This is a genomic window from Polyangiaceae bacterium (assembly GCA_015075635.1).
In the GTDB taxonomy this organism is placed as follows: Bacteria; Myxococcota_A; Polyangia; order Polyangiales; family Polyangiaceae; genus JADJKB01.
Genome location: JABTUA010000001.1, coordinates 2,619,462 through 2,643,604 on the forward strand (window position 1 = coordinate 2,619,462; position 24,143 = coordinate 2,643,604).

General features: G+C 70.4%; 19 protein-coding genes. 5 read left to right on the forward strand and 14 right to left on the reverse strand.

Translation table 11 applies throughout. From position 1 onward, the window contains the following. The first annotated feature begins 20 nt into the window (after positions 1 to 20). Positions 21 to 1,178 carry a hypothetical protein gene (locus tag HS104_11840; protein MBE7480659.1) on the forward strand — a complete coding sequence of 386 codons (1,158 nt, stop codon included), beginning with the start codon at positions 21 to 23 and terminating at the stop codon, positions 1,176 to 1,178. Between the two features lie 3 nt (positions 1,179 to 1,181). Here the strand turns inward: HS104_11840 and HS104_11845 are convergent, their stop codons facing one another. Beyond that, positions 1,182 to 2,024 (reverse strand): hypothetical protein, encoded by an 843-nt coding sequence (locus tag HS104_11845; GenBank protein MBE7480660.1) that lies wholly within the window; start codon positions 2,022 to 2,024, stop codon positions 1,182 to 1,184. Further along, complete coding sequence (locus HS104_11850) at positions 2,024 to 3,661, reverse strand: serine/threonine protein kinase (protein ID MBE7480661.1); 1,638 nt, start codon at positions 3,659 to 3,661, stop codon at positions 2,024 to 2,026. Before HS104_11850 ends, HS104_11845 begins: the two co-directional genes overlap by 1 nt. A 61-nt stretch (positions 3,662 to 3,722) precedes the next feature. Between HS104_11850 and HS104_11855 the strand changes: the two genes are divergently transcribed. Further along, positions 3,723 to 4,406, forward strand: a complete 684-nt coding sequence (locus HS104_11855; protein MBE7480662.1) for a hypothetical protein — start codon at positions 3,723 to 3,725, stop codon at positions 4,404 to 4,406. 37 nt (positions 4,407 to 4,443) lie between these two features. Here the strand turns inward: HS104_11855 and HS104_11860 are convergent, their stop codons facing one another. Both HS104_11860 and HS104_11865 read right to left on the reverse strand, forming a co-directional pair. Further along, on the reverse strand, positions 4,444 to 5,442 hold the full coding sequence (locus tag HS104_11860) for a D-alanine--D-alanine ligase (GenBank protein ID MBE7480663.1): 999 nt from the start codon (positions 5,440 to 5,442) through the stop codon (positions 4,444 to 4,446). A 101-nt stretch (positions 5,443 to 5,543) separates the two neighbouring features. Next, a complete protein-coding gene (locus HS104_11865; GenBank protein ID MBE7480664.1) occupies positions 5,544 to 6,293 on the reverse strand; it encodes a serine/threonine-protein phosphatase in 750 nt (249 codons plus the stop codon). A 129-nt stretch (positions 6,294 to 6,422) separates the two neighbouring features. Here HS104_11865 and HS104_11870 point away from each other — a divergent pair, with 129 nt between their 5' ends. Then, positions 6,423 to 7,541, forward strand: coding sequence for an FIST C-terminal domain-containing protein (locus tag HS104_11870; protein MBE7480665.1), 1,119 nt, complete (start codon positions 6,423 to 6,425; stop codon positions 7,539 to 7,541). Positions 7,542 to 7,543: 2 nt separating this feature from the next. Continuing rightward, positions 7,544 to 9,511 carry an FHIPEP family type III secretion protein gene (locus HS104_11875; GenBank protein ID MBE7480666.1) on the forward strand — a complete coding sequence of 656 codons (1,968 nt, stop codon included), beginning with the start codon at positions 7,544 to 7,546 and terminating at the stop codon, positions 9,509 to 9,511. A gap of 230 nt (positions 9,512 to 9,741) precedes the next feature. Here HS104_11875 and HS104_11880 read toward each other — a convergent pair whose 3' ends face one another. The 10 genes from HS104_11880 to HS104_11925 all read right to left on the reverse strand — a co-directional run bounded on the left by HS104_11880 (position 9,742) and on the right by HS104_11925 (position 20,189). After that, positions 9,742 to 10,701 (reverse strand): hypothetical protein, encoded by a 960-nt coding sequence (locus HS104_11880; GenBank protein MBE7480667.1) that lies wholly within the window; start codon positions 10,699 to 10,701, stop codon positions 9,742 to 9,744. 44 nt (positions 10,702 to 10,745) lie between these two features. Then, positions 10,746 to 12,023: an AI-2E family transporter gene (locus HS104_11885; GenBank protein ID MBE7480668.1), complete on the reverse strand. Its 1,278-nt coding sequence runs from the start codon at positions 12,021 to 12,023 to the stop codon at positions 10,746 to 10,748. Beyond that, on the reverse strand, positions 12,020 to 12,520 hold the full coding sequence (locus HS104_11890; protein MBE7480669.1) for an HIT domain-containing protein: 501 nt from the start codon (positions 12,518 to 12,520) through the stop codon (positions 12,020 to 12,022). Before HS104_11890 ends, HS104_11885 begins: the two co-directional genes overlap by 4 nt. Positions 12,521 to 12,688: 168 nt before the next feature. Further along, positions 12,689 to 14,416 (reverse strand): 30S ribosomal protein S1, encoded by a 1,728-nt coding sequence (locus HS104_11895; protein ID MBE7480670.1) that lies wholly within the window; start codon positions 14,414 to 14,416, stop codon positions 12,689 to 12,691. Positions 14,417 to 14,702: 286 nt separating this feature from the next. Next, positions 14,703 to 15,635 (reverse strand): hypothetical protein, encoded by a 933-nt coding sequence (locus HS104_11900; protein MBE7480671.1) that lies wholly within the window; start codon positions 15,633 to 15,635, stop codon positions 14,703 to 14,705. After that, a complete protein-coding gene (locus HS104_11905) occupies positions 15,635 to 16,345 on the reverse strand; it encodes a (d)CMP kinase (GenBank protein ID MBE7480672.1) in 711 nt (236 codons plus the stop codon). Before HS104_11905 ends, HS104_11900 begins: the two co-directional genes overlap by 1 nt. Next, positions 16,342 to 17,694: a 3-phosphoshikimate 1-carboxyvinyltransferase gene (gene aroA, locus HS104_11910; GenBank protein ID MBE7480673.1), complete on the reverse strand. Its 1,353-nt coding sequence runs from the start codon at positions 17,692 to 17,694 to the stop codon at positions 16,342 to 16,344. Before aroA ends, HS104_11905 begins: the two co-directional genes overlap by 4 nt. 10 nt (positions 17,695 to 17,704) lie before the next feature. Continuing rightward, entirely contained in the window at positions 17,705 to 18,733 is a 1,029-nt protein-coding gene (locus tag HS104_11915) for a hypothetical protein (GenBank protein ID MBE7480674.1), read from the reverse strand. 51 nt (positions 18,734 to 18,784) lie between these two features. After that, on the reverse strand, positions 18,785 to 19,858 hold the full coding sequence (locus HS104_11920) for an ACT domain-containing protein (GenBank protein ID MBE7480675.1): 1,074 nt from the start codon (positions 19,856 to 19,858) through the stop codon (positions 18,785 to 18,787). A gap of 31 nt (positions 19,859 to 19,889) precedes the next feature. Continuing rightward, positions 19,890 to 20,189, reverse strand: coding sequence for a zinc ribbon domain-containing protein (locus HS104_11925; GenBank protein MBE7480676.1), 300 nt, complete (start codon positions 20,187 to 20,189; stop codon positions 19,890 to 19,892). A gap of 287 nt (positions 20,190 to 20,476) precedes the next feature. Here HS104_11925 and smc point away from each other — a divergent pair, with 287 nt between their 5' ends. Beyond that, a complete protein-coding gene (smc, locus tag HS104_11930; GenBank protein MBE7480677.1) occupies positions 20,477 to 24,118 on the forward strand; it encodes a chromosome segregation protein SMC in 3,642 nt (1,213 codons plus the stop codon). Positions 24,119 to 24,143 lie beyond the last annotated feature (25 nt).

Sequence of the window (24,143 nt, forward strand, 5' to 3'; positions counted from 1 at the left end):
ACGTGCTAAGCTCGCTGGCGATGGCGGCGCGGCTCGGAACTTGGGGCGTTTCCCTCGCCTCGCTCTGCCTCGCGGCCTGCTCGCTGCTCGCCCCGAGCGACGACGAATTCCTGGGCGGTTCGGCAAGCGGCGGGAAGAGCTCCGGGGGTGCGGGCGGCGCCGGCGGCAGCACCGGCGGGTCCGCAGGCTCCACCGGCGGGTCCGCAGGCAGCGGCGGCGCTCCGAGCGGCGGCGGCGCTCCGAGCGGCGGCGGCGCTCCCAGCGGCGGCGGCGCTCCCAGCGGCGGCGGCGCTCCCAGCGGCGGCGGCAGCGGCGGCACGACCTGTACGCCCACGACCGGCGACGCCAGCGCGCTGCCACGGGCGGCCTACGTCTTCCTCGATCGTTCCGGCAGCATGGCCGACCAGAACAAGTTCCCCATGGCGTCGAGCGCGATCAACGCCTTCGCCACCAGCGCGCAGGCCGCCGGCATCGACTTCGGCCTCCAGTACTTCGGTCTGCAAGCCGGAGGCAGCTGCGCCGGTGGCGGCTACAGCACGCCCGCCGTCGGCTTCGGTGTCCTGCCCGGGCTCGCCAGCGCGGTCGCCACCTCCCTGACCGCGACCACGGTCGGGCTCCAAACGGTGCTGGAGGGCACGTTCAACGGCGGCAAGAACGCGGGTACACAGTACCTCGCGACCAAGCCGGCGACACAGTTCGACGTCGTGGTGATCACCGACGTCACGTCGGCGACCGCCGGCGGCGGCTGTAGCAGCGCGACAGCGGTCTTGAACCAAATCCTGAGCACGGCCTGGCCGGCGGTGACCTCGCACTTCATCGCGCTGCCCGCCTCGGACCTCAATTTCATCAACGGCTTCGCCGCGGCGGGCGGCAGCGTCGCCGTACAGAGCGCGACCACCTCTCAGGCCATCACCGCCGCGATGCTCTCGGCCGTCACGCCGTGTCGCTTCAGCTATCCCGCGGGCAAGACGGCGGCGGAGGTCGCGTTCACGCTCGACGTCGGGGGCACTCCCTTCACGCTCACGCACCACTCGAGCGCTGCCGGCTGCCCCGGCGGGCCGTTGCCCGGCGACGGCTGGTTCGAGAACGCCGGCACCGCAGTGCTGTGTCCGGGCTCCTGCAGCAAGCTCGCCGCCGACGCGAACGGCAAGGTCAAGTACACGACCACCTGCCCCTGACGCTCAGAAGCTCGCGCCCAGGCGCGCACCCATGCCTTGCCGCAATGGCACCGCGCGCACGAACACGCCCTGCTCCTGCTGCTTCTTGTTCCCGGAAACGTAGAGGTAGGCGCCCACCCCGCCGGCAACGAGCGCGACACCCAGCGAGATGTCGGCCAGGAGGTAGCTCCGGCGCATCGCGTCCACGTCGTCGCGCTTGCAGTCGGGCTTGCAGGAGTCCAAGTCGCTCTCCTGCCCCTTGCCCGAGAGGCCGAAGCCGACGAAGCCGCCCAGCCCGAGCACCGCGACGCCGCCGAGCACCCACACCGCGGGGCTGATGCGGCTCGGCGCAGGCGCTGGGGCAGGCGGCGGCTCGGGCGAGGGAGCGGCGGGAGCGGCCGCCGGGACGTCCAGCGTGACTTTCTCGTTGCGCCGGCCCTCCGGGAGCGTCACCCGCTTCTCGACGCTGCGCCCGTCGCTGGTCTCGGCGCGGAGCAGGTGCTCTCCCGGCTCGAGCTCGATGGGGCCGGACGCCTGCTCCGCCGGCGTGCCGTCGATGCTGATGCGGATGGTGCTGTCCGATTTGCCCGCGTCCAGCGCAGACACGATCACCGACGCGAGGACGGCGTCGAGCTTCGGGAGCTCCGCCTCGCACTCGCTGCGGACCAGCTTGGGACAAGCCGCGTTGGCACAGATCGAGTAGTCCTGCTTGGCCGCGCGCAGCTTCTTCTCCTTTTGAGCGAGCTGTGCACGTTCGTGCGCGTCGAAGCACTCGGGTTTGGTCGGGGTCCCGGGCGCTGCGAACGCGCTCGCGCAAGTGCAGACAACGGCCAGCGCCAGCCCTTGGGAGAGAATCAGTTTCGCCATCACATGCAGTGCCGTTTGAACTTCTTGATGCCGTTCGCGTCAATCACCCACGGTGGGTTGCAGTCCCCAGCGGGCTTCGGCGCCGCCTTGGGCGCGGCGGGGGCCGCTGAGATCTGTGGCGTCGGCGGAGGCTTTTCGGGCGCGGGCGCGGGCTTCGGCGCCGGCACCGCGGGCTCGCTCGTCGGCTCCGGCGTCGCGGCGGGCGGTGCCGGCACGGGCGCCGGCGCGGGCGGCGGGGTCGCCTCTACGGGTACCTCCGGGCGGGCGGCGCCGGTCGGGGGTAGACCGAGCACGTCCGGCGCCTCGTCGGTCGGAGCGCGGCCTTTGAGCACGACGACCAAGACGACGAGAAACAGCGCCATCGCGCCCGCCACCGCGCCGAGCACCACCTTGAGCTGCTTGTTCGGTCGGAGCGGGAACAGCGAGCGTTGCGCTGCCGTGTCCCAGGCGGCGGTGGAGACCTCGGAGACCTGCGAGCTCGGCTCGGTGCGCAGCGGATGAGCCGGCACGGGGGTGGCCTCGAGGACCGGCAGCGGCACGGGGGCTTGCGGCGCGGGCGCCGCGGGGATGGGCGGCGCCGCGTCGACGGGCAGCGGAGCGGGCAGCGGCGCGCTCGGAACCGCGTCGGGCACCGTCGCCGGCTGCGGCAAGCCGGCAGCGGAGGCGTTCGATTCGCTGCCGAGCTCGATCAGGCGCTCGGCACGCTTGCGCAGCGTCTCGCCGACCAGGCCGTCGACCCACTCGCCGATCACGCGCGGCACCGCCGGCGGCAGCGCGTCCTCCAGATCCATCGCCATCTCGCGGGCGCTCTGGTAGCGCTCGGCGGGCGAGCGCTCGAGCGCGCGCAGCACCACGTCGTCCACCGCGCTCGGGATCCCCGGGACCAGGCTGGAAGGTGGCTCGATCGGGTGCTCGATCACCATCGTCATGGTGCGCATCGGCTCGTCGGCGACGAAGAGCCCCCGCCCAGTCAGGGCCTCCCAGAGCACGATGCCCGCTGCGAAGACGTCCACCCGATGGTCGAACTTGTCCGCCTTCACCTGCTCCGGCGCCATGTAGCGGAACTTGCCCTTGATGCGTCCGGCCTCGGTCTCCATGATGCGCCGCGACGCCTTGGCGACACCGAAGTCGACCACGCGCGCCACGCCGTCGAGACCCACCAGGACGTTCTGCGGGGAGACGTCGCGGTGGACGATGTGCAGCGCCTCGCCGCGCTCGTCCTTCGCCGTGTGTGCGGCGTGCAGGCCGTAGAGCACGTTGCTCACGATGCCGCTCACCACGCCCGGCGGAATGCGCTGGTCCCGGGCGGTCACGCGCTTGATCAGGTGAGAGAGCGAGTCCCCTTCCACGTACTCCATCACCAGGAACAGGTCCCCCTCGAGCGCCACGACATCGAGGGTGGAGACCACGTTCGGGTGGCGGATGCCCGCCGCCAAACGCGCCTCGTCGATGAACATCGCCACGAACTCCGGGTCCTTGGCGAAGTGGGGGTGGAGACGCTTGATGGCGACGGTGCGCGCGAACCCGACCTGGCCAATCATGCGGCCGAGGTGGATCGTCGCCATGCCCCCCGACGCGATCTCGTCGTAGAGCACGTAGCGGCCGACCACCCGTCCGGCTTCGTGCGCGTTGCCCAAGGCCCAAACATGCTAGCCCGGGCGGTGACGAGGGACGAGAAGCGTGGTACTCCCCAGGCCGATGCGACGACTGTGGGTGGCGCTCTTGGTCCCGGCCTTGGGCTGCGCCTCCACGGTCGTCCGACTGCCCGGCGAGCTTCCGACGCAGAGCGGCAACGCCAAGAATGCCTGCGAATCCACGGAGTGGCTGGTGCTCGCCCCCACCCAGAGCCAAGAGGTCAGCCACAGCGGGCGGAGCAGCGTCGCCCGCAAGGACGGCTTCGGCGTGTACCGGGTGGGTGAAGACCACCCGGAGAAGATCCCCGGCCTCGCCGAGCGCCTCGGCTCGTCGCCAATCGTCGAGCGGCACAAGGCTGGGGTGGAGCGCCACGACCAGAAGCAGTTGCTCGCGGCAGGCCTCGGCGGCGCGGGCCTCATCGCGTTGGGCATCGGCTCCTACCTGTTCGCCACCTCGTTCGACACGAAGAAGACGACGGCGTCGGACGGCAGCGTCGACGAGGAACAGGACATCAACGGCGGGCGGGTCGCCGGGGCCAGCGCGCTCATCGCCGCCGGCTTCGGCCTGGGCATTGCCGGCATCATCGTCAGCCCGGGCGCGGGCGAGCGCGCCAAGGCCGACCAGAGCCGTTACGTCTTCACCCCGCCGGAGGACGATCCGGAGGCGGTCAAGTCGATGGTGGACCGGCACAACAGCGCGGTGCGAGACCGCTGCAGCCAGGCCCCGGCGGCGGCTCGGGCGGAGTAGCGGACCGCTCAGACTCGGGCTTCGGCCGCGAAAGTCGTCAGACCGCGACGGCCAGGGTGTCCGGCTCGGACTCGGCTCCGAGCGCGGGGTGCTCCGCGGGCGCCGCCGGCTGCGCGACGCCCAAGCCAGCGCGATCGACGATGGCTTCGCACAGATCGGCGAAGGAGTAGCCGGCCTCAGCGGCGATCTTGGGCAGGAGGCTGGTCGGGGTCATGCCCGGCAGCGTGTTGACCTCGAGCACGTACTCGTTCTGCCCTTCGGTCACCAGTAGATCGACGCGCACGGCGCCGGCGCTGTCCAGCGCCTGCGCGGCACGCTCCGCGAGGTTCAACACGCCGCGGTAGCGGGTCGCGGGCAGCCGCGCTGGCATGAAGTACTCGGTCATCCCCGGGGTGTACTTGGCGTGGTGATCGTACATGCCGCTCTTCGGCGCGATCTCGATGGCACCGAGCACGCGGCCGTCGAGGATCCCCACCGAGATCTCCTTGCCGGCGATGAAGCGCTCGACCAACACGCTCTGATCGTAGCGGCGCGCGTCCGCGATGGCCCGAGCGAGAGCGGCGGGGCTGTCCGCCTTGGCGATTCCGAAGCTCGACCCCTCGCGCCGTGGCTTGACCACCACCGGGAAGCCGAAGGAGCCGTGGACTTCTTCCACGTCCGCCAGGCCTTCCGCGTCGAAGACGTAGTACGGCGGCGTCGGCACGTTGTGCAGGCGGAAGAGCTCCTTGCTCTTCAGCTTGTCCATGGCCAAGGCGCTCGCGAGCACGCTCGAGCCCGTGTAGGGGATCTCGAGGATCTCGAGCAGGCCCTGGATGCAGCCGTCCTCACCCAGGCGGCCGTGCAGCGCCAGGAAGGCCACGTCGATGCGAGCCGCGCGCAGCGCCCCCACGGTGTCGATCCCGGGCCCGAGCTCGATCTCGACCACGTTCCGCCCCGCCGAGCCCAGGGCCTTTGCCACTGCTCTGCCGGTGCTGAGGGAGACCTCCCGCTCGGCCGAGGTTCCGCCCATGACGACTCCGATACGCGGCGCTTTCATCGATGCTCCTCACCTCGTCGCTATCGGAGGTCGGTGCGTTCGGCCAAATAAACGCGGCGGATCGCGCGCCGCTTCCGGCCGGCACCTCGCGCTCGCCCGCGTCAGGTGATTTCGACCAGCACGGCGGTGATGTTGTCGCGACCGCCGCGGCCGTTGGCGATCTCGATGAACTTGCGCACACAAGCCTCGCCGCCGAGCGCGGTAACGTCGGGAATTTCAGCGGTGCGCAGGTAGCCGTGGAGCCCGTCGCTACAGAGCAGGAATTGGTCGCCCAACTCGAGCTCGACCCAATGGGTGTCGACCTGCACGTAGTCGCGATTGCCCACCGCCCGCGTGATCACGTTGCGGTGCCGGCTGTGCTTGGCCTCCTCGGCGGTGATGAGGCCTTGCTTGAGCTGCCAGGCGATAAGTGTGTGATCTTCCGTGAGTTGTGCGGCTTCACCGCCACGCACTCGGTAGATCCGGCTGTCGCCGACCTGAGCGAGCACCGCGAAGTCGCCCAGGGCCATCATCGTGCTCAGCGTGGTGCCCATGCCGGCCTTGTTGGCATCCAGCTCCGCCATCGCGAACACCATGTAGGTCGCGGCCTGAACTGCGCCCTCGAGCAGCCGCGCCGCGGCCCGGGCCTTCTCCTCGCTGAAGTCGCCCTCGAGCTCGAGCGCGCGTTTGCCCCGCTTCACCATGCCGTAGACGGTGTCCACCGCCTCCTGGCTCGCCACCTCACCCGCCGCATGGCCCCCCATGCCGTCGGCGACGACCCACAGACCCAGCTCGTCGTCGCAGAGGTAGGCGTCCTCGTTGACCTGACGCCGCTTGCCCAAGTCGGTCGCGCCGTACGACGTGATCTTCAGTCGGCCGGGCTCGCCCATCTCGCCTCGACGTTTAGCGGAACCGGCGGCCCGGCGAAAGCGGAGTCGCACCGCGCAGGCCCTTGCGGCCGGCGCCGCCGTTAAATAACGTGGCGGCCCATGGCGGGCGCGGTGAGCTTCGTTGTCCAGACGCGAAGCCCGACCCGCGCGGCGCGCGAGCTCGCGACTGCCCTGGGCCGCGTCCAGCGCCCGGCGGGCGCGCTGGTCTTCACCAGCGGCGCGCTCTCGGAGCTCGGTTCGGAGCTGGGGCGCGAGCTCGTCGCAGCGGCGCCGGGCTTGCCCCTCCTCATCGCTTCCGGCGCCGGCGTGCTCACCGAGCGCGGCGAGGTCGAAAACGAGCCTGCGGCGGCGGGCATCCTCTGGACCGGGGGTCGTACGGAGGTGCTGGTGGTCGGGGCCAGCGGCGCCGACGAGGCGCTCGAGGGGCTGAGCCGTGCCCTCTCCGATCGCAGCGCCAAGAGCGCGCCGACCGCCATCGCGTTCGTCCGCCCCGAGGGCTTCTCCCCCTCGTCCCTCGAGCCATTGTGGGACGCCCGAGTCACTCGCCACCTGTTGGGCGCCGGCACACTGGGCTTCGATCCGGTGGTGGTGGACGCCGAGGGCCGGGTCAGCTCCGGTCGCGCCGCCGCACTGCTCGTGCGCGGTCTCTCCCCGCCGGTCATCCGGACATCGCCCGCGTGCCGCCTCCTGATGCCGCTCCGTAGAATCACCGAGACTCGCGGCGCGCTGGTGACCCGCATCGAGTCCGAGCCCGCGCTCGACGTGCTGTCCGCAGTGGGCGAGTCGCTGGCCGGTCAGCCCTTGGTGCTCGCGGTGCTGAGCGACGACGAGCCCGGCGAGGGGCGCTCGGAGCTGCTCGTCCGCGCCGTGCAGGGCGTCGACCCGGTGCGCCGGGGCCTGCTCATCTCCGAGGAAGCGCGGGAGGGCACGCGCATCGCGTTCGCGGTGCGCGACGCCGGACACGCGCGCGCGGATCTCGAGGCAGCGGCGCGCGACGCGCTCCGGACCGCCGCTGGCGCTGCGCCGCGCTTCGGCATCTACGTCAGTTGCGCGGGCCGGGGCAGCTCGCTCTACGGCGCCGCAGACGTGGACGCCAAGATCCTGCGCGCGCGCTTCGGCGAAATGCCCTTCGCCGGCCTTGCTTCGTCCTTCGAGATCGCTCCCCACCGCGGGCGCGCCCAGCTCCAGCTCTACACTGGCGTCGTCGCGCTGTTCTCGGCACCGAGTTGAACATGGCCACTCCCACAGCCCTGCGCCTCGGCGCTCAGAAGAAGCGTTTCTCCACCGCGGACGTGGCCCTGGCCGCGCTGGTGATGGCGGTCGTCGGCCTGATGATCGTGCCGCTGCCCACCTGGGTGCTCGATCTGCTGATCGCGTCCAACCTGGCCGCCAGCGTCGCCATCTTGCTGGTCACCTTGTACGTGAGCGACGCGCTGCGCATCGCCGCGTTCCCCACGCTGCTCCTGCTCACGACGCTGGTACGCCTGGCGCTCAACGTCTCCTCGACCCGCCTCATCCTGCTCCAGGCGGACGCGGGCGAGGTGATCCGCGCCTTCGGCACCTTCGTGGTGCGAGGCAACTACGTGGTCGGCGGCGTGATCTTCTTGATCCTGTCCATCATCCAGTTCGTCGTCATCGCCAAGGGGTCGGAGCGTGTCGCCGAGGTCGGCGCGCGCTTCACGCTGGACGCCATGCCCGGCAAGCAGATGGCGATCGACGCGGAGCTCCGCTCCGGCGCCATCGACGGCAACGAGGCCCGCCGCCGGCGGCGGGCGCTCTCCCGGGAGAGCCAGTTCTACGGCGCCATGGACGGCGCGATGAAGTTCGTCAAGGGCGACGTCATCGCCTCGTTCCTGATCACCCTGATCAACCTCCTGGGCGGCATCGCCATCGGCGTCGGGATGAAGGACCTGGAGCTCGTCACCGCGGTGAAGCGCTACGGCCTGCTCACCATCGGCGACGGCCTGGTCACTCAGATCCCGGCGCTGGTGCTGGCCACCGCCGCGGGCATCCTGGTCACCCGCGTCGCCAGCGAGGAGCCGGACACGCCGCTCGGGCAGGAGCTGGCCACGCAGATCTTCGGCGCGCCGCGCGCGCTCAGGGTGGCTAGCGTCTTCGTGTTGATCCTGGCGGCCATCCCCGGCTTGCCGGCGCTGCCGTTCCTGGTCATCGGCGCGCTCTTGTTCTTCGCCTCGCGCTCCGGCACGCGCCGCGCGCCGATCGGCGAGGCCAGCGCGAACGAGCCGGTGCAGCGCGGCGAGGACGCCGAGGCCCCTCCCCGCTTCGTGCCCGTCGTGGTGCCCTGGTCCCTCGACGTGAGCCCGGATCTCGCGCCGCTCTGCGATGACGACACGCGCGGCGGCGAGCTCCGGCGGGCCGGCGTGCGCGCCGCGGCCTCCGCCGTCCAGGAGGTGCTGTTCCGCGATCTGGGCGTCCCCTTGCCCGCCGGGCGCGTGGCGGTCAGCGACGAGCTCCCGGAGCGCACGGTGGTGCTCTGCCTGGGAGAGGTGCCGGCCAAGTCCATGGTGCTCTCCCCCGGTCTGCCCGACTCCGACGTCGCCGCCCACCTGGTCGAAGAGTCGCTGTCGGTCTTGCGGCGCCGCGCGGCGGACTTCCTGGGCATCTCGGAGACCCAGGTGCTGCTCGACCAGCTCGAGCAGGTGTCGCCGGCGACCGTGCGCCAGGTGGTGCCCAAACCGGTGCCGGTCGTGCTGCTCGCCGACGTGCTGCGTCGCCTGGTCGAGGAGGGCGTCAGCGTCCGCGACCTGCGCGGCGTGCTCGAGTCCCTGGCGCAGGTGGCCCACGCCGAGAAAGACTCGCTGAACCTCGCCGAGTACGTGCGCTCGTGCCTGCGCCGGCCGCTCAGCCACCAGCTCACCGGCGGCAGCGGCGAGCTCGAGGTGCTGCTGCTGGACTCGATGATCGAGGACACGATCCGCGGCGCCATCTCCCGCACGGCCGCCGGCAGCTTCCTGACGCTCGCCCCCGCCGCGGCCCGCGACGTGGTGCGCGCCGTGCGCCGCGCACGCGACGCTGCCGAGGGCGCGACCAGCGTGGTCCTGACTCAGCCCGACGTGCGCCGCTTCGTCAAGAAGCTGATCGAGCTCGACATGCCCGAGCTGCGCGTCGTCTCCTACGCCGAGCTGCTCCCGGAGATCGCCATCCGCCCCGCCGGCAAGGCGACGCTCGCGGGCCTGTGAGGAGCAGGCGGGCGGGCTTCAGGTCTCAGAGCCAGGAGCACAGGACCGACAGGGGGTGAGGGCCAAAGGCGGGAGGCGGGCAGGCTTCAGGTCAAGGCTCAGGGTTCGGGATCCAGGCCAGGCTTCAGGCGCGAAGCCGCTCGGTCTTCCTGAGCCCTGACCCCTCCCCGCCTGGGGCCTGTCCTCCTTCCCCCCTGTGCCCCTGGCTCTGAAGCCTGAAGCCTGAGGCCTCAGACTCCCCGCTGCACGACCATCTTGCGGGGCATCTGCCCGCTGCGCTCGAGCACTTGCTTGGCCTCTTTCTGCAAGAGCGGGTGCGCGCGTTTGGCCAAGAAGCCGCCGAGCAGGCGCATGTCGATGTCGCCCAGGCGCTTGACGCACTTCTTCATGTTCTTGAGGTCGCTGGTGTGGGCGTAGGCGTAGGCGTAGGCGCGATAGAGCTGCGGCCGGAGCGGCTCGTACTCCGGATCCTCGGGGTCGATCAGCTGGAGCGTGTCGAGCGCCTTCTTGGCCTGACCGCTCCGGGCCCAGGCCTCACCGATCACCGCGGTCATCATCGCGCGCGACTTCGCGTCCTGGTGGCGGCTCACCTCGATGCCGTCGGCGAGCGGGCGAGCCTCGCCCACGTCACCCATCAGGAGGTGGATCATCGCCCGCTGCGTCCGCGCCTCGTCCGCGACCGTCGCCTGCACCTTGCCGAGGTCGATCTGCTCCAGGGTCCGGAGCGCCTTCTTCGGATCCTCCTGCAGCTCGAGCTGCGCCCGGGCGAAGATGGCAGCGGGGTCCTTCTTCTTGAACGACGCGTCGAGCTCGCTGAGCGCCGCCTTGCGATCTTCGGCGGTCTCCACTCTGTTCAGGATGCCGGCGACGCTGCGCGCCTTCTTGGCCTGCTGCACCGCCCAGAGCACCACGCCCACGAGCAGCAGCGTGGCCAGGGCCGGCAACCCCAGGGCGATGGAGCGCCCGGTCGTCGAGTGGGTGAAGCTGGCGGCGAACGCGCCGATCAGCCAGACCGCGATCAGCGGCAGCGCCAGGCGCATCAGGAGCTTCTTGAACGCTTCGCCGCGCAGGGGATCCGGGACGTCCACCGGCTTCGCCTTCATCGGCTCGTTCAGCAGCGGCTTCTTGCTGCTTCCGTCGTCGTCGCGTTTGGTCGCGGCTCGCCTGAGCTTTCGGGCTTCTTTGGCCACGGGCGGCTCTTAAGCGCAGGTGGCCCGCGGCGCAAGTCGGCCCGTCAGGCCGCCGGGGGCGCCAGGCTGTCGGGACCCGCGTCCGGCAGGAGCTCGTAGCGGAAGTGCAGGAACACGCTCTGCGCCAAGGACAGGGTCGGCACCGCCAACAGGGCGCCCCAAAGGCCGAAGAAGTGCTCCCCCACGATCAACGAGAACACCACCAGCACGGGGTGGATCTTGGCGGCCACACCGATGATCTTGGGGTTCAAGAGGTTGGCCTCGACCTGGTGGATGCCGATGATCCAGAGCAGCACCCAGAGCGCCGTGAAGAAGTCCTGCGTCAGGCCGATGAGCACCGCCGGGATGGTGCTGAGGATCGAGCCGAAGATCGGGATGATGCTCATCACGGCGGCCACCAGCGACAGGATGGGCCAGTATTTCAGCCCGAACATCCAGAAGCCGATGGCGGAGAGCACGCCGTTCACCAGGCAGATGAGCAGCTGCCCGCGCACCACACCGGCCAGGCCCCGATCGATTCGGTGCAGCAAGCGATCGAAGCTCGGACGCACGCGCTCGGGCGGCAGGGAGCGGAAGAAGTCGATGATCGCCTCCCGCGTCAACATCAGATAGGCGGCGAGCATCAGCGTCAGGAAGAACAGGAAGATGCTGCGCGCGACCTTGCCGAAGATGGCCTGCCCCACCTTGAGCAGGTCGAGCGCGTTTCGCTTCACGTAGTCGAAGGCCTGCCCAGCGGCCTCCCGCGCCAAGCGCGCGGCGCTGAAGCGCTCGGCGGGCTCCGTCGTGATGGGCAGGACCTTCCAGTGCTTGGCGTCTTCTTGCACGATCTCCACGCCCGAGCGCAGCTCCACGGTGAACGAGCCGTCCGGTCGCTTCTGGATCTCCAGCGCCGGCGCCGGCTCCTCTGGCTTGGCGGGCGGAGCGACACGGTCGAGGATGCCTTGAGTGAAGCCCTCGACGCGCGGCGCCCAGGTGGTGGTGAGCTTCTCGGTGATCTGCGGCGCGTCGCGCGCCAGCGTCATGGTCTCCTGGTACAGACGCGGAGCCATGGCCGCGACCGCCAGGTAGAGGCCCCCGAGGGTGACGACGTAGACCAGGATGATGGAGATCGCGCGGGGCAGCTTGGCCCGCTCGCAGAGGTCCACCGCTGGCGTCAGCACGTAGGCGATGATGAGCGCCATGATGAACGGCAGGATCACCTCCGCCGCCCACCAGATGGTCAAGAGCGCGAACAGCCCCGAGGCGCTCAGGAAGACCAGGCGCGAGCGCGTCCAGCCGAAGCGGCTCCCGCGCGGCTCCTCGATGATGAGGGGCTCGGTCACCGGGCTTCCTCCGCGCCGGCGAAGTGCGGCAGGAGCTCTTCCCAGGTTCTCTCCAGGTACTCGGGCATCACCCGCACGTCGGCGATCACTGGCATGAAGTTGTTGTCCCCGGACCAGCGCGGCACCAGGTGCACGTGCAGGTGCTCGTGGATCCCGGCGCCCGCGGCCCGCCCGAGGTTCATGCCCACGTTCAGCCCCTCGGCACCGCTGGCCGTCTGCAGGCGCGCTGCGCTCTCGGTGACCAGCCGCCAGAGGGCGTCGTGCTCCTCGGGCGCGAGCTCCGAAGGCGAGGCGGTGTGGCGGTTCGGAACGACCATCAGGTGCCCTGCGGCGTAAGGGTACTTGTTGAGCACGACGTAGGCGTGCTCCTGCCGCACCAGCACCCGACTCGCCCGCCCGACCTCGCGCCCCACGTAGCCGCAGAGCACGCAGCCCTCTGGCTTTTCAGCCTGGCGGATGAAGTCCATCCGCCACGGAGCCCAGAGTCGCTCGGACATCGAGCGGAACCTAGCTCAGAAACGCGAGGCGGTGAAAGTGGGGGAACGCGAGGCCGAAGGGCCTCGCCCGGCACAAGTGCGAATCCCGGCGGCGCCGGGCGCCGGCCGTGTCTCAGTGCGGAAGAGTCGCCCGAGGCCACAGCCGGCGTCGGAGAGAGAAAGAAACCCTCACTCCTTCTTTTCGCCGGTCAGCTCCGCGAGCTTGTCGCCGAGCTTGCCCTTGAGGAGATCGCCCAGGGTCGCGCCCTGGCCGGCCTTCTCGCGGGCGAGGGCCTGGAACTGCTCCGCGGCGGGGCTCGAGCCGACGTTGCGCATCGTCAGGGTGATGCGGCGGTCCATCGAGTCGATGTTGGAGACCTCGGCCTTGAGCTTGTCGCCCGGGGCGGGCGACAGGTTGGCGTCCAGGTCGCCGCTGGGGATGAGCGCCTCGATGCCCTCCGCGATGCGAACGAACGCACCGTAGTCGACCACCGAAAGCACGGTCACCTCGTCGACCACCGCGCCGGGCTTGTACTTCTCGAGGATCGTGCCCCACGGGTCGTCCCAGAGCTGCTTCACGCCCAGCGAGACCTTCTTCTCGTCGTGGTTGATGCTGAGGATGATCGCCTCGACCTCGTCACCCTTGTTGTAGAGGTCGGCCGGGTTGTTGATCTTGACCGTCCACGACAGGTCGGTCTTGTGGACCATGCCGTCGACGCCTTCCTCGATGCCGATGAACACGCCGTAGTCGGTGATCGAGCGGACCTTGCCCGTGATCTTGTCGCCCGGCTTGTACTTGTCGGTGAACAGCGTCCACGGATCGGGCTCGAGCTGCTTCAGGCCCAGGCTGATGCGCTTGGCCTTCGAATCGACCTCGAGGACCTGGCACTCCACCTCGTTGCCGATCTCCATCATCTTGCTCGGGTGCTTGACCTTCTTCGTCCAGCTCATCTCGCTGACGTGGATCAGGCCCTCGACGCCCGGCTCGAGCTCCACGAACGCGCCGTAGTCGGTCAGGCTCATCACCTTGCCCTTCACGCGCTTGCCGATGACGTAGACCTCTTCGGCGTGGTTCCAGGGGTCTTCCTGGGTCTGCTTCAGGCCGAGGCTGACGCGTTCGGTTTCGGCGTTGTACTTCAGCACCTTGACGGTGACCTCGTCGCCGACCTTGAACACCTCACTCGGGTGATTCACGCGGCCCCAGGACATGTCCGTGATGTGGAGCAGGCCGTCGATGCCGCCCAGATCGACGAAGGCGCCGTACTCGGTGAGGTTCTTGATGGTGCCCTGGAGGACCATGCCCTCCTCGAGGTGGGCCAGGGTCTTGGCCTTCAGCGTGTCGCGCTCCCGCTCGAGGAGCACGCGGCGCGAGAGCACGATGTTGCCGCGCTTCTTGTTGAACTTGATGACCTTGAACTCGTAAGTCTGACCGATCAGCTTGTCCAAGTTGCGGATGGGCCGGAGGTCCACCTGGCTGCCGGGCAGGAACGCCTTGACCCCGCCGCGGATGGTGACGGACAGGCCACCCTTCACGCGCTGGCTGATGGTGCCTTCGATGATCTCGTCACGCTCGCAAGCGCTCGAGATCTCGTCCCACACCTTCATCTTGTCGGCCTTCTCCTTGGACAGGGAGATCATGCCGTCGTCGCTCTCGCGACTCTCGATGAAGACGTCCACTCGGTCGCCGGGCTTGATGGTCAGCTGACCGGTGGCGTCGATGAACTCGTCCGCCTTGATGACGCCTTCGCTCTTGCCCCCGATGTCGACGATGACCGCGTCACGGTTCACGGCGACGATGATTCCGGTGACGATCTGGCCTTCGCCGCCCATCTCGGTCGCACCGGTGCCTTGTGCGGCCTGCTCGAACAATGCGGCGAAGCTGTCGCCGGAAGGGGTCTGAGTTTGGGTTTGGGTCATGGGACGGTACGCTGCCTCCTTGGCCTTCCGGCGTTTTGGTCGCTTGGTGTGGGTGCGGGATGGACCGCCCCATGCGCCTCGCCCGAAGGGACGCCTCCCGTAGCGCACGGGTCAGGCCCCGTCAAACGGGAAACCCCCGAGGGCCGTCGAAGAAATCGACGTCCCTCTCGGTTTGTCACCGGGGAGACGCGCGCCTCCCCGCCCCAACGAAGTGAATTCGCTGGGGCCCTAACCCCAGGCGGGGCCGGCCGCGCCGGCGTTCGCCCGGCCGATCTTCGATGCTCCTTCAATCGCACGAATCGCCGCCGGCGCAGCGAAGCAGGAGCGCCAAGGTCTCCGGCGGCAGGCGCAGGCGAAGCACCACGCGGGGACCCACCGACTCCACCACCAGGCCCTCGATCAGCTTGGGCAAGAGGCCGTCGCTCGCCTTCACCGCGCGCGCCAGCGAGCCCAAGGATTCCGCGACCTCGCGCGCGGCCGACTCCCCGGCGAGCTCGAGCTCCAGCTCGGCCTGCAATCCCTGCGCGTGGAGGTCTGCCGAGAGTCGCAGCCGCTCCGCCTGGGCCAGCAGCCGCCCCACGGTGGGCGCGCGGCTCTGGAGCTGCCGGCCCAGCAGGCGGGGCCGGGCGTCGACCGACAACACCCCCTGCTCGACCGGCTCGAGGTGGCTGTCCTCCGCCCCTTGCTCCAGCCGCCGCTCCACGCTGTCGAGGGGCGCGGTGGAGACGAAGACCAGGACGTCGTCCGCGCGGGCGTAGATGCGGGCCGGCGCCGCTCGGCTCGGGACCTTCGCGCGGTCGAAGCGCCGCCAGCCGGCGCCGAGGTCCGAAGGCGGTCCCCAGACCGCCGCGCCAGCCTTCGCCCGCGGGTCGAGCTTCTCGAAGCGGCCCTTCAGGATGGTCACGCTGTCACTGTGCCGGCTCGCCTCGCCCGGGCGGAGCGCGATCCACAGCGTGTCGGCCTGCGCGAGCGCGTCCGCGATCAGCTGCTCGGTGTCGGGGTCGCCGCTGGCGCCGCCGACGTCGCTCCTCTTGCGCAACAGCTCGAAGGCGCTCTCGCCCAGCACCGCGCGGATGCGCGCGAGATCGATGCGCACGGCGAAGTCGAGATCCGCCGGGATCGCGTCGCTGGGCTCACGGAACGCGGGCGCCGGCGTGGCTGGCGGTGGGATCCGGTCGGGTCCGCCGCACGCCGCGCAGGCGAGCGACAGCGCCAGCATCAGGCCGGAGAGGCGAGGCGTCGCTCGACCTCCCGCACGCGAGCGACGATGCGCTCGACGACCTGGTCCACGCCGAGCGAGGAGCTGTCGACCAGCATCGCGTCGGGAGCCTGTGCGAGCGGCGCCACTGCCCGCGTGCTGTCGCGCTCGTCGCGCGCCGCGACCTCGCGGGCGATCACCTCGAGCTCCGCGCGCTCGCCGCGCGCCTCGAGCTCGGTCTTGCGCCGCAGCGCCCGCACCTCGACGCTCGCCGTCAGGAAGAACTTGGCCTCGGCGTCCGGGAAGACCACGCTGCCGATGTCGCGGCCCTCGAGCACCACGCCGCCGGCCGCGCCGGCGCGGCGCTGCATGTCGAGCAGAGCGGCTCGCACCGCCCCGATCGCCGAGACTCGACTGGCCCCTTCGGCGATTTCCTGGGTACGGATCGCGGTCGAGACGTCCTCGCCGTCGAGCAGCACGCGCTGGGCGCCGTCCTCCCCGGACTCGAAGCGAATGCCCTCGCGCGCGGCCAGCGCCCGCGCCAGCTCGCCCACGGATTCTGGGTCGTCGAAGCCGAGGCGCGCCCGGACCGCCGCCAGCGCCACCGAGCGGTAGATGGCGCCGGTGTCCACGAGCAGATAGCCGAGGCTCGCCGCCACGCGCCGGGTCACCGTGGTCTTGCCGGCGCCCGCGGGCCCGTCGATGGCGACCACGGGCCGCGCCCGCTTCACGACTCCACCTCGATCTCGGCCCCCAGGGCGCGCAGCGTGCCGGCGAAGCGCGGGAAGCTGGTGGCGATGCACGCGACGTCCTCCACCACCGTGGGGCCGTCGGCGATCAGCCCCAGCACCGCCGCCGTCATCGCGATGCGGTGATCGCCGCGGCTGTCCACCCGCGCTCCGACCAGTGGTCCGCTCGGCCTTCCCTCCACCGAGAAGCCGTCCTCGTGCTCCACGGCCTCGACGCCGAAGGCGCGGAGCAGCGCGACGATGGCGGCGATGCGGTCGCTCTCCTTGACTCGGAGCTCGGCGACGTCGAAGAAGCGCGTCGTTCCGGCTGCACGCGCGGCGAGCGCGGCGCAGATCGGGATCTCGTCGATGGCGCGCAGCGCGAGCTCCCCGCCGACGCTGGCGCCGCGCAGCGCGGTGCCCCGCGCCGAGATCTCTCCGAAGGGCTCTCCCAGCGACTCGCCACGCGGGACGACCACGAGCTGTCCGCCCAAGCGCTTGACGATGTCGAGCAGGCCCGAGCGCGTGGGGTTCACCCCGGTGTTGCGCGTGGTGACGGCGCTGCCCTCGACCAACAGGCCCGCGACCAGCAGGAACGCCGCCGCCGACAGATCGCCGGGCAAGTCGACGCTGAACGGCCGGAGCGATTTCGGATCCGCCGGCGGGTGCAGCTTCACCACTGGCCCTGCGGTCTCGACCGGCACACCCAGCGCGTTGAGCAAGCGCTCGGTGTGGTCTCGGGACACCAGCGGCTCGCGGACCAGCGTGGGGCCCGAGGCCCAGAGGCCGGAGAGCAGGAGCGCGCTCTTGACCTGCGCGCTCGCCACCGGGAGCTGGTACTCGAGCGGTTCCAGTCGGCGCCCCGCCGGCAGCGGGCCGATCTCCAGGGGCGCCGTGATCTCGCCACTGCCGTCCGAGCGCGGCGCGCCGGTGATGACGGCGCCACGCAGGCCGAGCGGCTTCACGATGCGTCCCATCGGCCGGCGCGAGAGCGAAGCGTCGCCGACCAGCCGCGACGCGAAGTGCTGCCCGGCGAGCACGCCGGAGAGCAGGCGCATCGTCGTGCCGGAGTTGCCGCAGTCGATGTCCGCGCTCGGCGCCGAGAGGCCGTCGAGACCCACTCCGTGCACCCGGAGCGTGCCGTGCGCGTCGTCCTCGATGCTCACGCCCATCTGGCCAAAGGCGCGCTGGGTCGCGACGTTGTCCTCGCCGTACGAGAAGCCCCGCAGCTCCGAGCGACCACCGGCCAGCGCCGCCAAGATCAGCGCGCGGTGGCTGATGCTCTTGTCCGCCGGCACCGGCACGCTGCCCAGGAGCGGCCGGGAGAGAGGCTTGACGATCAGGCGCGCCACGCGGCTCTGCTCACTTCACGCCCGGGCTCTGCGTGGCCGGGATCACGTTTGGCTGGTTCGGGACGCCCAGGTAGCTCGCGAGCTGGTCGAGCATCTTGCTCACCTCGGCTGCGTCGAGCGCCGCCACGAACTTGGTGTCCTTGTCCTCGGCCTTGGCGTCGAGCTGGCGGATGGGCTGACCGATGCCGAGCAGCGAGGCGAGCCAGCCGAAGCTCGCCGCCATGTCCTTGATGGTCATGAGCGACTGCGCGCCGGCCTGGGCGCCCTGCGCGTCGCCGTAGGTGAGCGTCCCGGCCAGGTTGATGCCCGGGGACTCGAAGTTGCCGACCATCCGCGCCGTCTCCAGGCCGGCGAGGAACGGGAACTGCTGGCGCGCGGCGTCCGTCACCGGCTGCGCGCGCAGGTCGAAGCCGGCCACCACCGGAGCGTTCGGCGTCTTCAGGAGCTCGTCGAACCAGGCTGGGACCTGCTTCCTCACGCGTCCCTCCTTGATGCGGTCGAGCGCGCGCCGGATGCCGGTCTCGTTGCCGATCAAGAGCGTGCGCGCGGTCAACACCACGAAGCCCAGGTTGTGGGAGGTGTAGAGCGTGCGTCCTGCGTACGTGGACTTGACCACAGGCGTGCCGAGCGGCGTCTTCTGCGTGCCGTCCGCGGCCGCCTCGATGGCCGCCTTGTCGAAGCGTCCGGTGAGCACCGCCGCCGAGTCGGCGCCCGCCATCGAGTAGACGCCGACGTAGGCGTGGTCCAGATCGCGCCCGGGATCGAAGTTGGCGCTCGCCGGCACGGGCGTCCGCGCGCGAGCGATGTCGAGGAGCTTCTGCCCGAACTGCGACGCGAACAGCTTCTTCGTGTCGACGGAGAACAGGCCCACCGCCCCGCTCGGCAGCAGGGCCACGGGCTCCTGATCGATCTCCGCGTCGGTGAGCGACTTGTCCTCCCCCGCCGCCACGATCTTGTCGGGCTTCTTGGGGCAGCCGGTGGCGAAGCCGAGCGCGAGCGCGCTCGCAAACACAGCCTTGGCCCAGTGCGCGCGCTTCATCAGAGCCCGGAGCCTACACGAGCGGGTGCGAATCGGGGAGCAAGAGTCGGGTCAGCGTTCGGTCGGGAACGAGCCCAGCACCTTGAGGTACTTGGTCCCGCGCTTGACCGCCTCGAGGGCGGTGACCAGCGGGCGGTCGGTGTGGTGGCCGCTGACCTCCACGTAGAAGACGTAGTCCCAGCCCTTGCCGCTGACGGGGCGGGACTGGAGCTTCTTGAGGTTGACCCCGCGCTCGGCGAAGTGCCGGAGCACGTCGAACAACGCTCCCGGCGTGTCGTCCACGCTGAAGAGCAGGCAGGTCGTGTCCTTGCCGGAGCGGATGGCGGGCCGAGCGCCGGCTATCCCGTAGCGGAACGACATGTCGGCGGTGTCGCCCACGTTCGCCCGCACGGTCGTGAGCTCGGCGTCCCGGCCGCAGGGGGCCGGGCCTAGCGCCGCACTGCCGTGGTCGCCGGCGGCGAGCTCTACTGCGACGACCGGGGAGCGGACGTCGATGACGGTGGCCTTCGGCAGCTCGCGCTCCAGGAACCGCTCGCAGGCGGCGTGCGCCGCCGCGGTCGCGTACACCTTGTCGATGTCGGCGATGTTCGCGGTGTGGCTCATCAGATCGTAGGCCGCGGCCGCGGTGCGCTCCGCGACCAAGACCAAGTCCGTCTGCTCCAGCGTCGCGATGCTGGAGACCAACAGGCCCTCCGTCGAGGACTCGTAGGGGAACACGGCGTAGACGGCGCGACCGCGCGCGACCTCTTCGAGCGCTTCCGCCACGGTGCCGCACTCCGCGTAGATGCTCCCCGCGCCGAAGAAGCTCCTGGCCGTGGCGTGGCAGAAGCCTCCCTCGGGCCCCTGATAGGCCACCCGCGCCGGCTGCTCGAGCGCGCGCGCCGCCGCGCGGATCTGCCCGAATACGGCCCGGAGATCGTCGGCGGGCAGATCACCGCTCGACTCCTTCTCGAGCGACGCGAGCCACTCGCGCTCGCTCACGTCCGCCGGCAGGTTCTCGCCTTCGGCGAGCTTGTGGATCTTGCGGCTCAGGCGCGCGCGTTCCTCGAGCCGGGCGAGGAGCGCGCGATCGAGCTCCGCGATCTCCCGCCTCACGTCGTCGACTTCGTGCCGCTTGTCAGCCATCACCGTAATCCTAGCAGAGCCGCCCGAGCGCTCAGGAGCCCGCGCTGGGCTTGTCCGCCTTGGGAGCAGCAGGCGCGGTCGATTCCGACTTCGCTGCCGGCGCTTCGCTCTTCGGCGTCGTCGGCTTGGTCTCCGCGCTCGCCGGCTTCGCGGATCCGTAGCCGTCCGCGTACCAACCGCCGCCGCGCAGAATGAACCCCTGCCCGCCGGAGACCTGGCGCTTGGCGCGCTCGGACTTGCAGCTCGGGCAGATCCTGAGCGGGGGCTCACTGATCGATTGCTCCGCCTCCCATTCGAAGGAGCACGCGGAGCACACGTACTCGTACGTCATGGCGGCCAAATGCGACCGAGCCGAGGGTCTGTCAATATTTCCCGTGGAATAGGCGCCCCGCCCCGCGGAGGTTTTCACTTGAGTCCTGACGGGATGTCGCCTATCAAATGTGCAGTACCTGGCGTGACCCTACATGACGTGCGGTTGCCCTAGGTGAAAATGCGCTCTTTCGGGCGCTCGCTCGTAGACGAAAAGCCCCACCACGCCGGCCCCGCCGGCCGGGGCGAAGCGCTCCCTACCCAAGGCTGCTAGCCTCGGGAAACCGGGCCGACAAGGACGTTTCATCGATGCACATCAAGAGGCTGGAGATCGCGGGCTTCAAGTCCTTCGTGGACCGCACCGTGATCCACTTCGACCACGACGTCATCGGCGTCGTCGGCCCCAACGGCTGCGGCAAGTCCAACATCGTCGACGCCATCCGCTGGTGCATGGGCGAGCAGAGCGCCAAGCACCTGCGCGGCCGGGCCATGGAAGACGTGATCTTCAACGGCTCCGAGTCCCGCGGCCCCCACGGGTTGTCCGAGGTCACCCTCACCTTCGACAACACCGACCCGACCTACGCAGAGAGCCTGCCCCCGGAGTACCAGGCCTATCCCGAGATCGCCATCACGCGCCGACTGTACCGTGACGGTACGAGCGAGTACCTGATCAACAAGACGCAGGTTCGCCTGCGCGACATCACCGAGCTGTTCCTGGGCACCGGTGTCGGCACCAAGGCTTACTCGATCGTCGAGCAGGGGCGCATCGGGCAGATCGTCAGCTCGCGTCCGGAGGACCGCCGGCTCTACATCGAAGAGGCCGCTGGCATCACCAAGTACAAGCAGCGGCGCAAGCAAGCCGAGCGCAAGATGGAGCTGACGCGCCAGAACTTGTTGCGCATCACCGACATCGTCACCGAGATCGATCGCACGCGCGCCTCGCTCAAGCGGCAGGTCGCCAAGGCCGAGCGCTACATCCAGTACCGCGCCGAGCTCGAAGACCTGGTCCTGCACGACGCTTCGCACAAGCTGCTCGAGTACATCGTCACCGAGCAGGTCGAGAAGACCAGTCACGGAGAGGCTCAGAGCGGGCTCGAGCGCGCGCGGGAGAACCTCTCCGCAGCGGAGAGCGAGCTCGATCTCGCGCGGCAGGAGTCGCTGAGCATCGAGCAACGCGCCGACAAGGCCAGCACCTCCGCCTTCGAGGCCGACAACGAGGTCACCGCCCTCGGCGCCGAGATCGAGCGCGCCAAGGACCGGATGAGCCACCTCGTCGAGCGGCAGAACTCCGCAGAAAACGAGCAGGATCAGATCGCCAGCCGCCTGGCCGAGCTGAACGCCGAGCGCGAGACCTTGGCCGACCGCCTGGCGGACCTCGCCCGCGACGAGACCGAACGCGCCGCGGACGCGCAGAAGGAAGACGACGCCCTCGGCGAGCTCCGCGGCGAGGAGTCCCGCGCCAACGAGGTCTTGCAGGGCGTGCGCGACGAGCTCGGACGGACCAGCTCGCAGGCCGCCGCCGAAGAGGCGCGACTGGACGCGCACGCGCACCACATCGCCGAGCTCGAAGCGCGCCGCGACCGGCTGGGCGTCGAGCGCGACGGCATCGCCGACGAGCTCGCCGAGCTCAGCGCCAAGAAGCACGCGCTCGAGCGCAGCGTCGCCGAGCTCGCGGAGGGCAAGCGCCTGACCGTCGCCGAGCGCGAAGGCCTGGAGGCCGAGCTCGTCGAGCTCAGGGCCCGTCAGCTCGAGAGCGAGCGCAAGGTCGACGTCGCGAAGAACGAGCTCGGACTGAAGAAGAACCGGCTCAAGGCCCTGGACGAGCTGCACCGCCGTCTGGAGGGCGTGGGCGCGGGCGCGCGCGCGCTGGTGAACGGCTCGCACGCGGGCGTGCTCGGCCTGGTCGCCGACCGGATCGAGGCGCCGGAGGAGCTCACGGCGGCGTTCGCCGGCTTGCTCGGCGAGCGCCTGCAATACGTGGTGGTCGAAGATCTCCCGCGCGGGCTGGACCTGCTCGGCGAGCTCGCGCGCGCGGCGCGCGGCCGCGCCAACATCGTGGCGGCACGCCCGCCCTACGTGGCGGGCTCCGCGAAGAGTGGCGCACTGTCCGAGCCGGGGGTGATCGGCTACCTGGCGGACCGGCTGGTGTACGCCCCGGCGGACGAGGCCCTGGTGCGCGCCCTGGTCGGCGACACGCTGCTGGTGGAGACACCCGCGCAAGCGCTCTCCCTGGCCGAGCGCTTCGTCGGCACCACGGCCGTCTCGCTCGACGGCACCGTGGCGCGGCCCGACGGGGTCGTGAGCGGTGGCAGCGGAGACGACGCGGCCGCCGCCATGGTCGAGCAGAAGCGCGAGCTGCGCGTCCTGGCCGAGGACGTCGAGCGGCTGAGCGAGCACTACTCCCGCGTGCACGAGGAGCACACCGCGCTCCGCGCCCGCCTGTCCGAGGTGGGCACCAGCCTCGACCGCGCGCGCCAGGAGGCCCACGCCGGCGAGCTCGCGCACGTGACCGCCGAGAAAGATCTGGCCCGCACCTCGGACGAGATCACGCGGGCCACCGCCCGGCAGGCCACCATCGGCGCCGAGTCCGCGGAGCTCGAGACCAAGCTCGCCGACGCGCGCCGAGCCCAGGGCGAGTGTCAGACTCAGCTCGAGGCCGCCCGCGCCAGCCTCGAGCACCTGCGTCACGAGCTCGGCAAGGCCGAGGCGCAGGCCGCCTCCTGGAACGAGCGCGTCACCGCGCAGGCCGCGCTGGTCACCGAGCGCAAGGTCCGTCTGGCCCAGGTGCGCGAGCAGGTCGAGGCGGCGAAGAGCTCGCAGGAGCGTGTGCTCGCGGCCATCGCCGATCTGGAAACGCGCGCCCAGCGGCTCGGCGACGAGCTGGTCGAGGTCGCGCGGTCGCTCGGCGAGACCGCCGCGCAGATCGTGATCGCGCGGGAGACGCGCCTCGGCGCCACGGAGGCAGCGCGGCTCGCTCACGAGGAGCTCTCCGCGGCGCGCGCTCTCTTGGAGCAGGTGCGCTTCGCGCTCGGCACCCGCGAGGCCGAGCTCAAGACGTTGCGCGACGAAGCGCAGCTGCTCGACGAATCGCTCCGGCGCGCGGAGATGGCCCTCCAGCGCATCGAGCTCGAGCGCCAGCACCTGCTCGCGAACGTCCGCGATCGCTTCCGCGGCCTCGACCTCCTACGGGTGGTCGGCGACTACCACGCTCGCCCGATCCCGGACGACGAGCAGCGCCGCCGCATCGAAGAGCTGACCCAGCTCATCGACCGCATGGGCCCGGTGAACCTGGACGCGGGTCGGGAGTGGGAGGACGCCGAGAAGCGCTTCCACGATCTGTCCACCCAGAAGATCGACATCGAGAAGGCCCTGGACGACCTCGACCGCGCCATCAAGCACATGAACCGCGAGTCGCGGCGGCGCTTCAAGGAGACCTTCGAAGCCGTCAACGAGCTGTTCAAGAAGACCTTCGTCCGCATGTTCCGCGGCGGCCGCGCCGAGCTCGCGCTCACCAACCCCGACGACATGCTGGAGACCGGCGTCGAGATCATCGCCCAGCCGCCCGGCAAGAAGCTCGGCAACATCGAGCTGATGAGCGGCGGCGAGAAGGCGCTCACCGCGGTGTCGCTGATCTTCTCGATCTTCCAGTACCGGCCCTCGCCGTTCTGCGTGCTCGACGAGGTCGACGCCCCGCTCGACGAGGCCAACGTGGCCCGCTACAACGAGGCCATCCGCTCGATGACCGCGAACTCGCAGTTCATCCTGATCACCCACGTGCGCAAGACCATGCAGAGCGTGGACGTGCTCTACGGCGTGACCATGGGCGAGCCCGGCGTCTCGCGCATCGTCAGCGTCAAGGTCAACGATCAGGCCCAGGCGCGCAGCGAGCACCGCGGCGCGCTCTCGAGCATGCCGCCGGCGGCTGCGGACGAGTCGGTTCAGGTCGCGTGAGGCAGGCCTGACTGACGCCATCTTG

What these genes read in the sequence shown, in the direction of transcription:
- HS104_11840 (MBE7480659.1), top strand. Translation starts at nt 21, where the DNA reads ATGGCGGCGCGGCTCGGAACTTGGGGCGTTTCCCTCGCCTCGCTCTGC.
- HS104_11845 (MBE7480660.1), bottom strand. Translation starts at nt 2,024, where the DNA reads ATGGCGAAACTGATTCTCTCCCAAGGGCTGGCGCTGGCCGTTGTCTGC.
- HS104_11855 (MBE7480662.1), top strand. Translation starts at nt 3,723, where the DNA reads ATGCGACGACTGTGGGTGGCGCTCTTGGTCCCGGCCTTGGGCTGCGCC.
- HS104_11860 (MBE7480663.1), bottom strand. Translation starts at nt 5,442, where the DNA reads ATGAAAGCGCCGCGTATCGGAGTCGTCATGGGCGGAACCTCGGCCGAG.
- HS104_11875 (MBE7480666.1), top strand. Translation starts at nt 7,544, where the DNA reads ATGGCCACTCCCACAGCCCTGCGCCTCGGCGCTCAGAAGAAGCGTTTC.
- HS104_11890 (MBE7480669.1), bottom strand. Translation starts at nt 12,520, where the DNA reads ATGTCCGAGCGACTCTGGGCTCCGTGGCGGATGGACTTCATCCGCCAG.
- HS104_11895 (MBE7480670.1), bottom strand. Translation starts at nt 14,416, where the DNA reads ATGACCCAAACCCAAACTCAGACCCCTTCCGGCGACAGCTTCGCCGCA.
- HS104_11900 (MBE7480671.1), bottom strand. Translation starts at nt 15,635, where the DNA reads ATGCTGGCGCTGTCGCTCGCCTGCGCGGCGTGCGGCGGACCCGACCGG.
- HS104_11915 (MBE7480674.1), bottom strand. Translation starts at nt 18,733, where the DNA reads ATGAAGCGCGCGCACTGGGCCAAGGCTGTGTTTGCGAGCGCGCTCGCG.
- HS104_11920 (MBE7480675.1), bottom strand. Translation starts at nt 19,858, where the DNA reads ATGGCTGACAAGCGGCACGAAGTCGACGACGTGAGGCGGGAGATCGCG.
- HS104_11925 (MBE7480676.1), bottom strand. Translation starts at nt 20,189, where the DNA reads ATGACGTACGAGTACGTGTGCTCCGCGTGCTCCTTCGAATGGGAGGCG.
- smc (MBE7480677.1), top strand. Translation starts at nt 20,477, where the DNA reads ATGCACATCAAGAGGCTGGAGATCGCGGGCTTCAAGTCCTTCGTGGAC.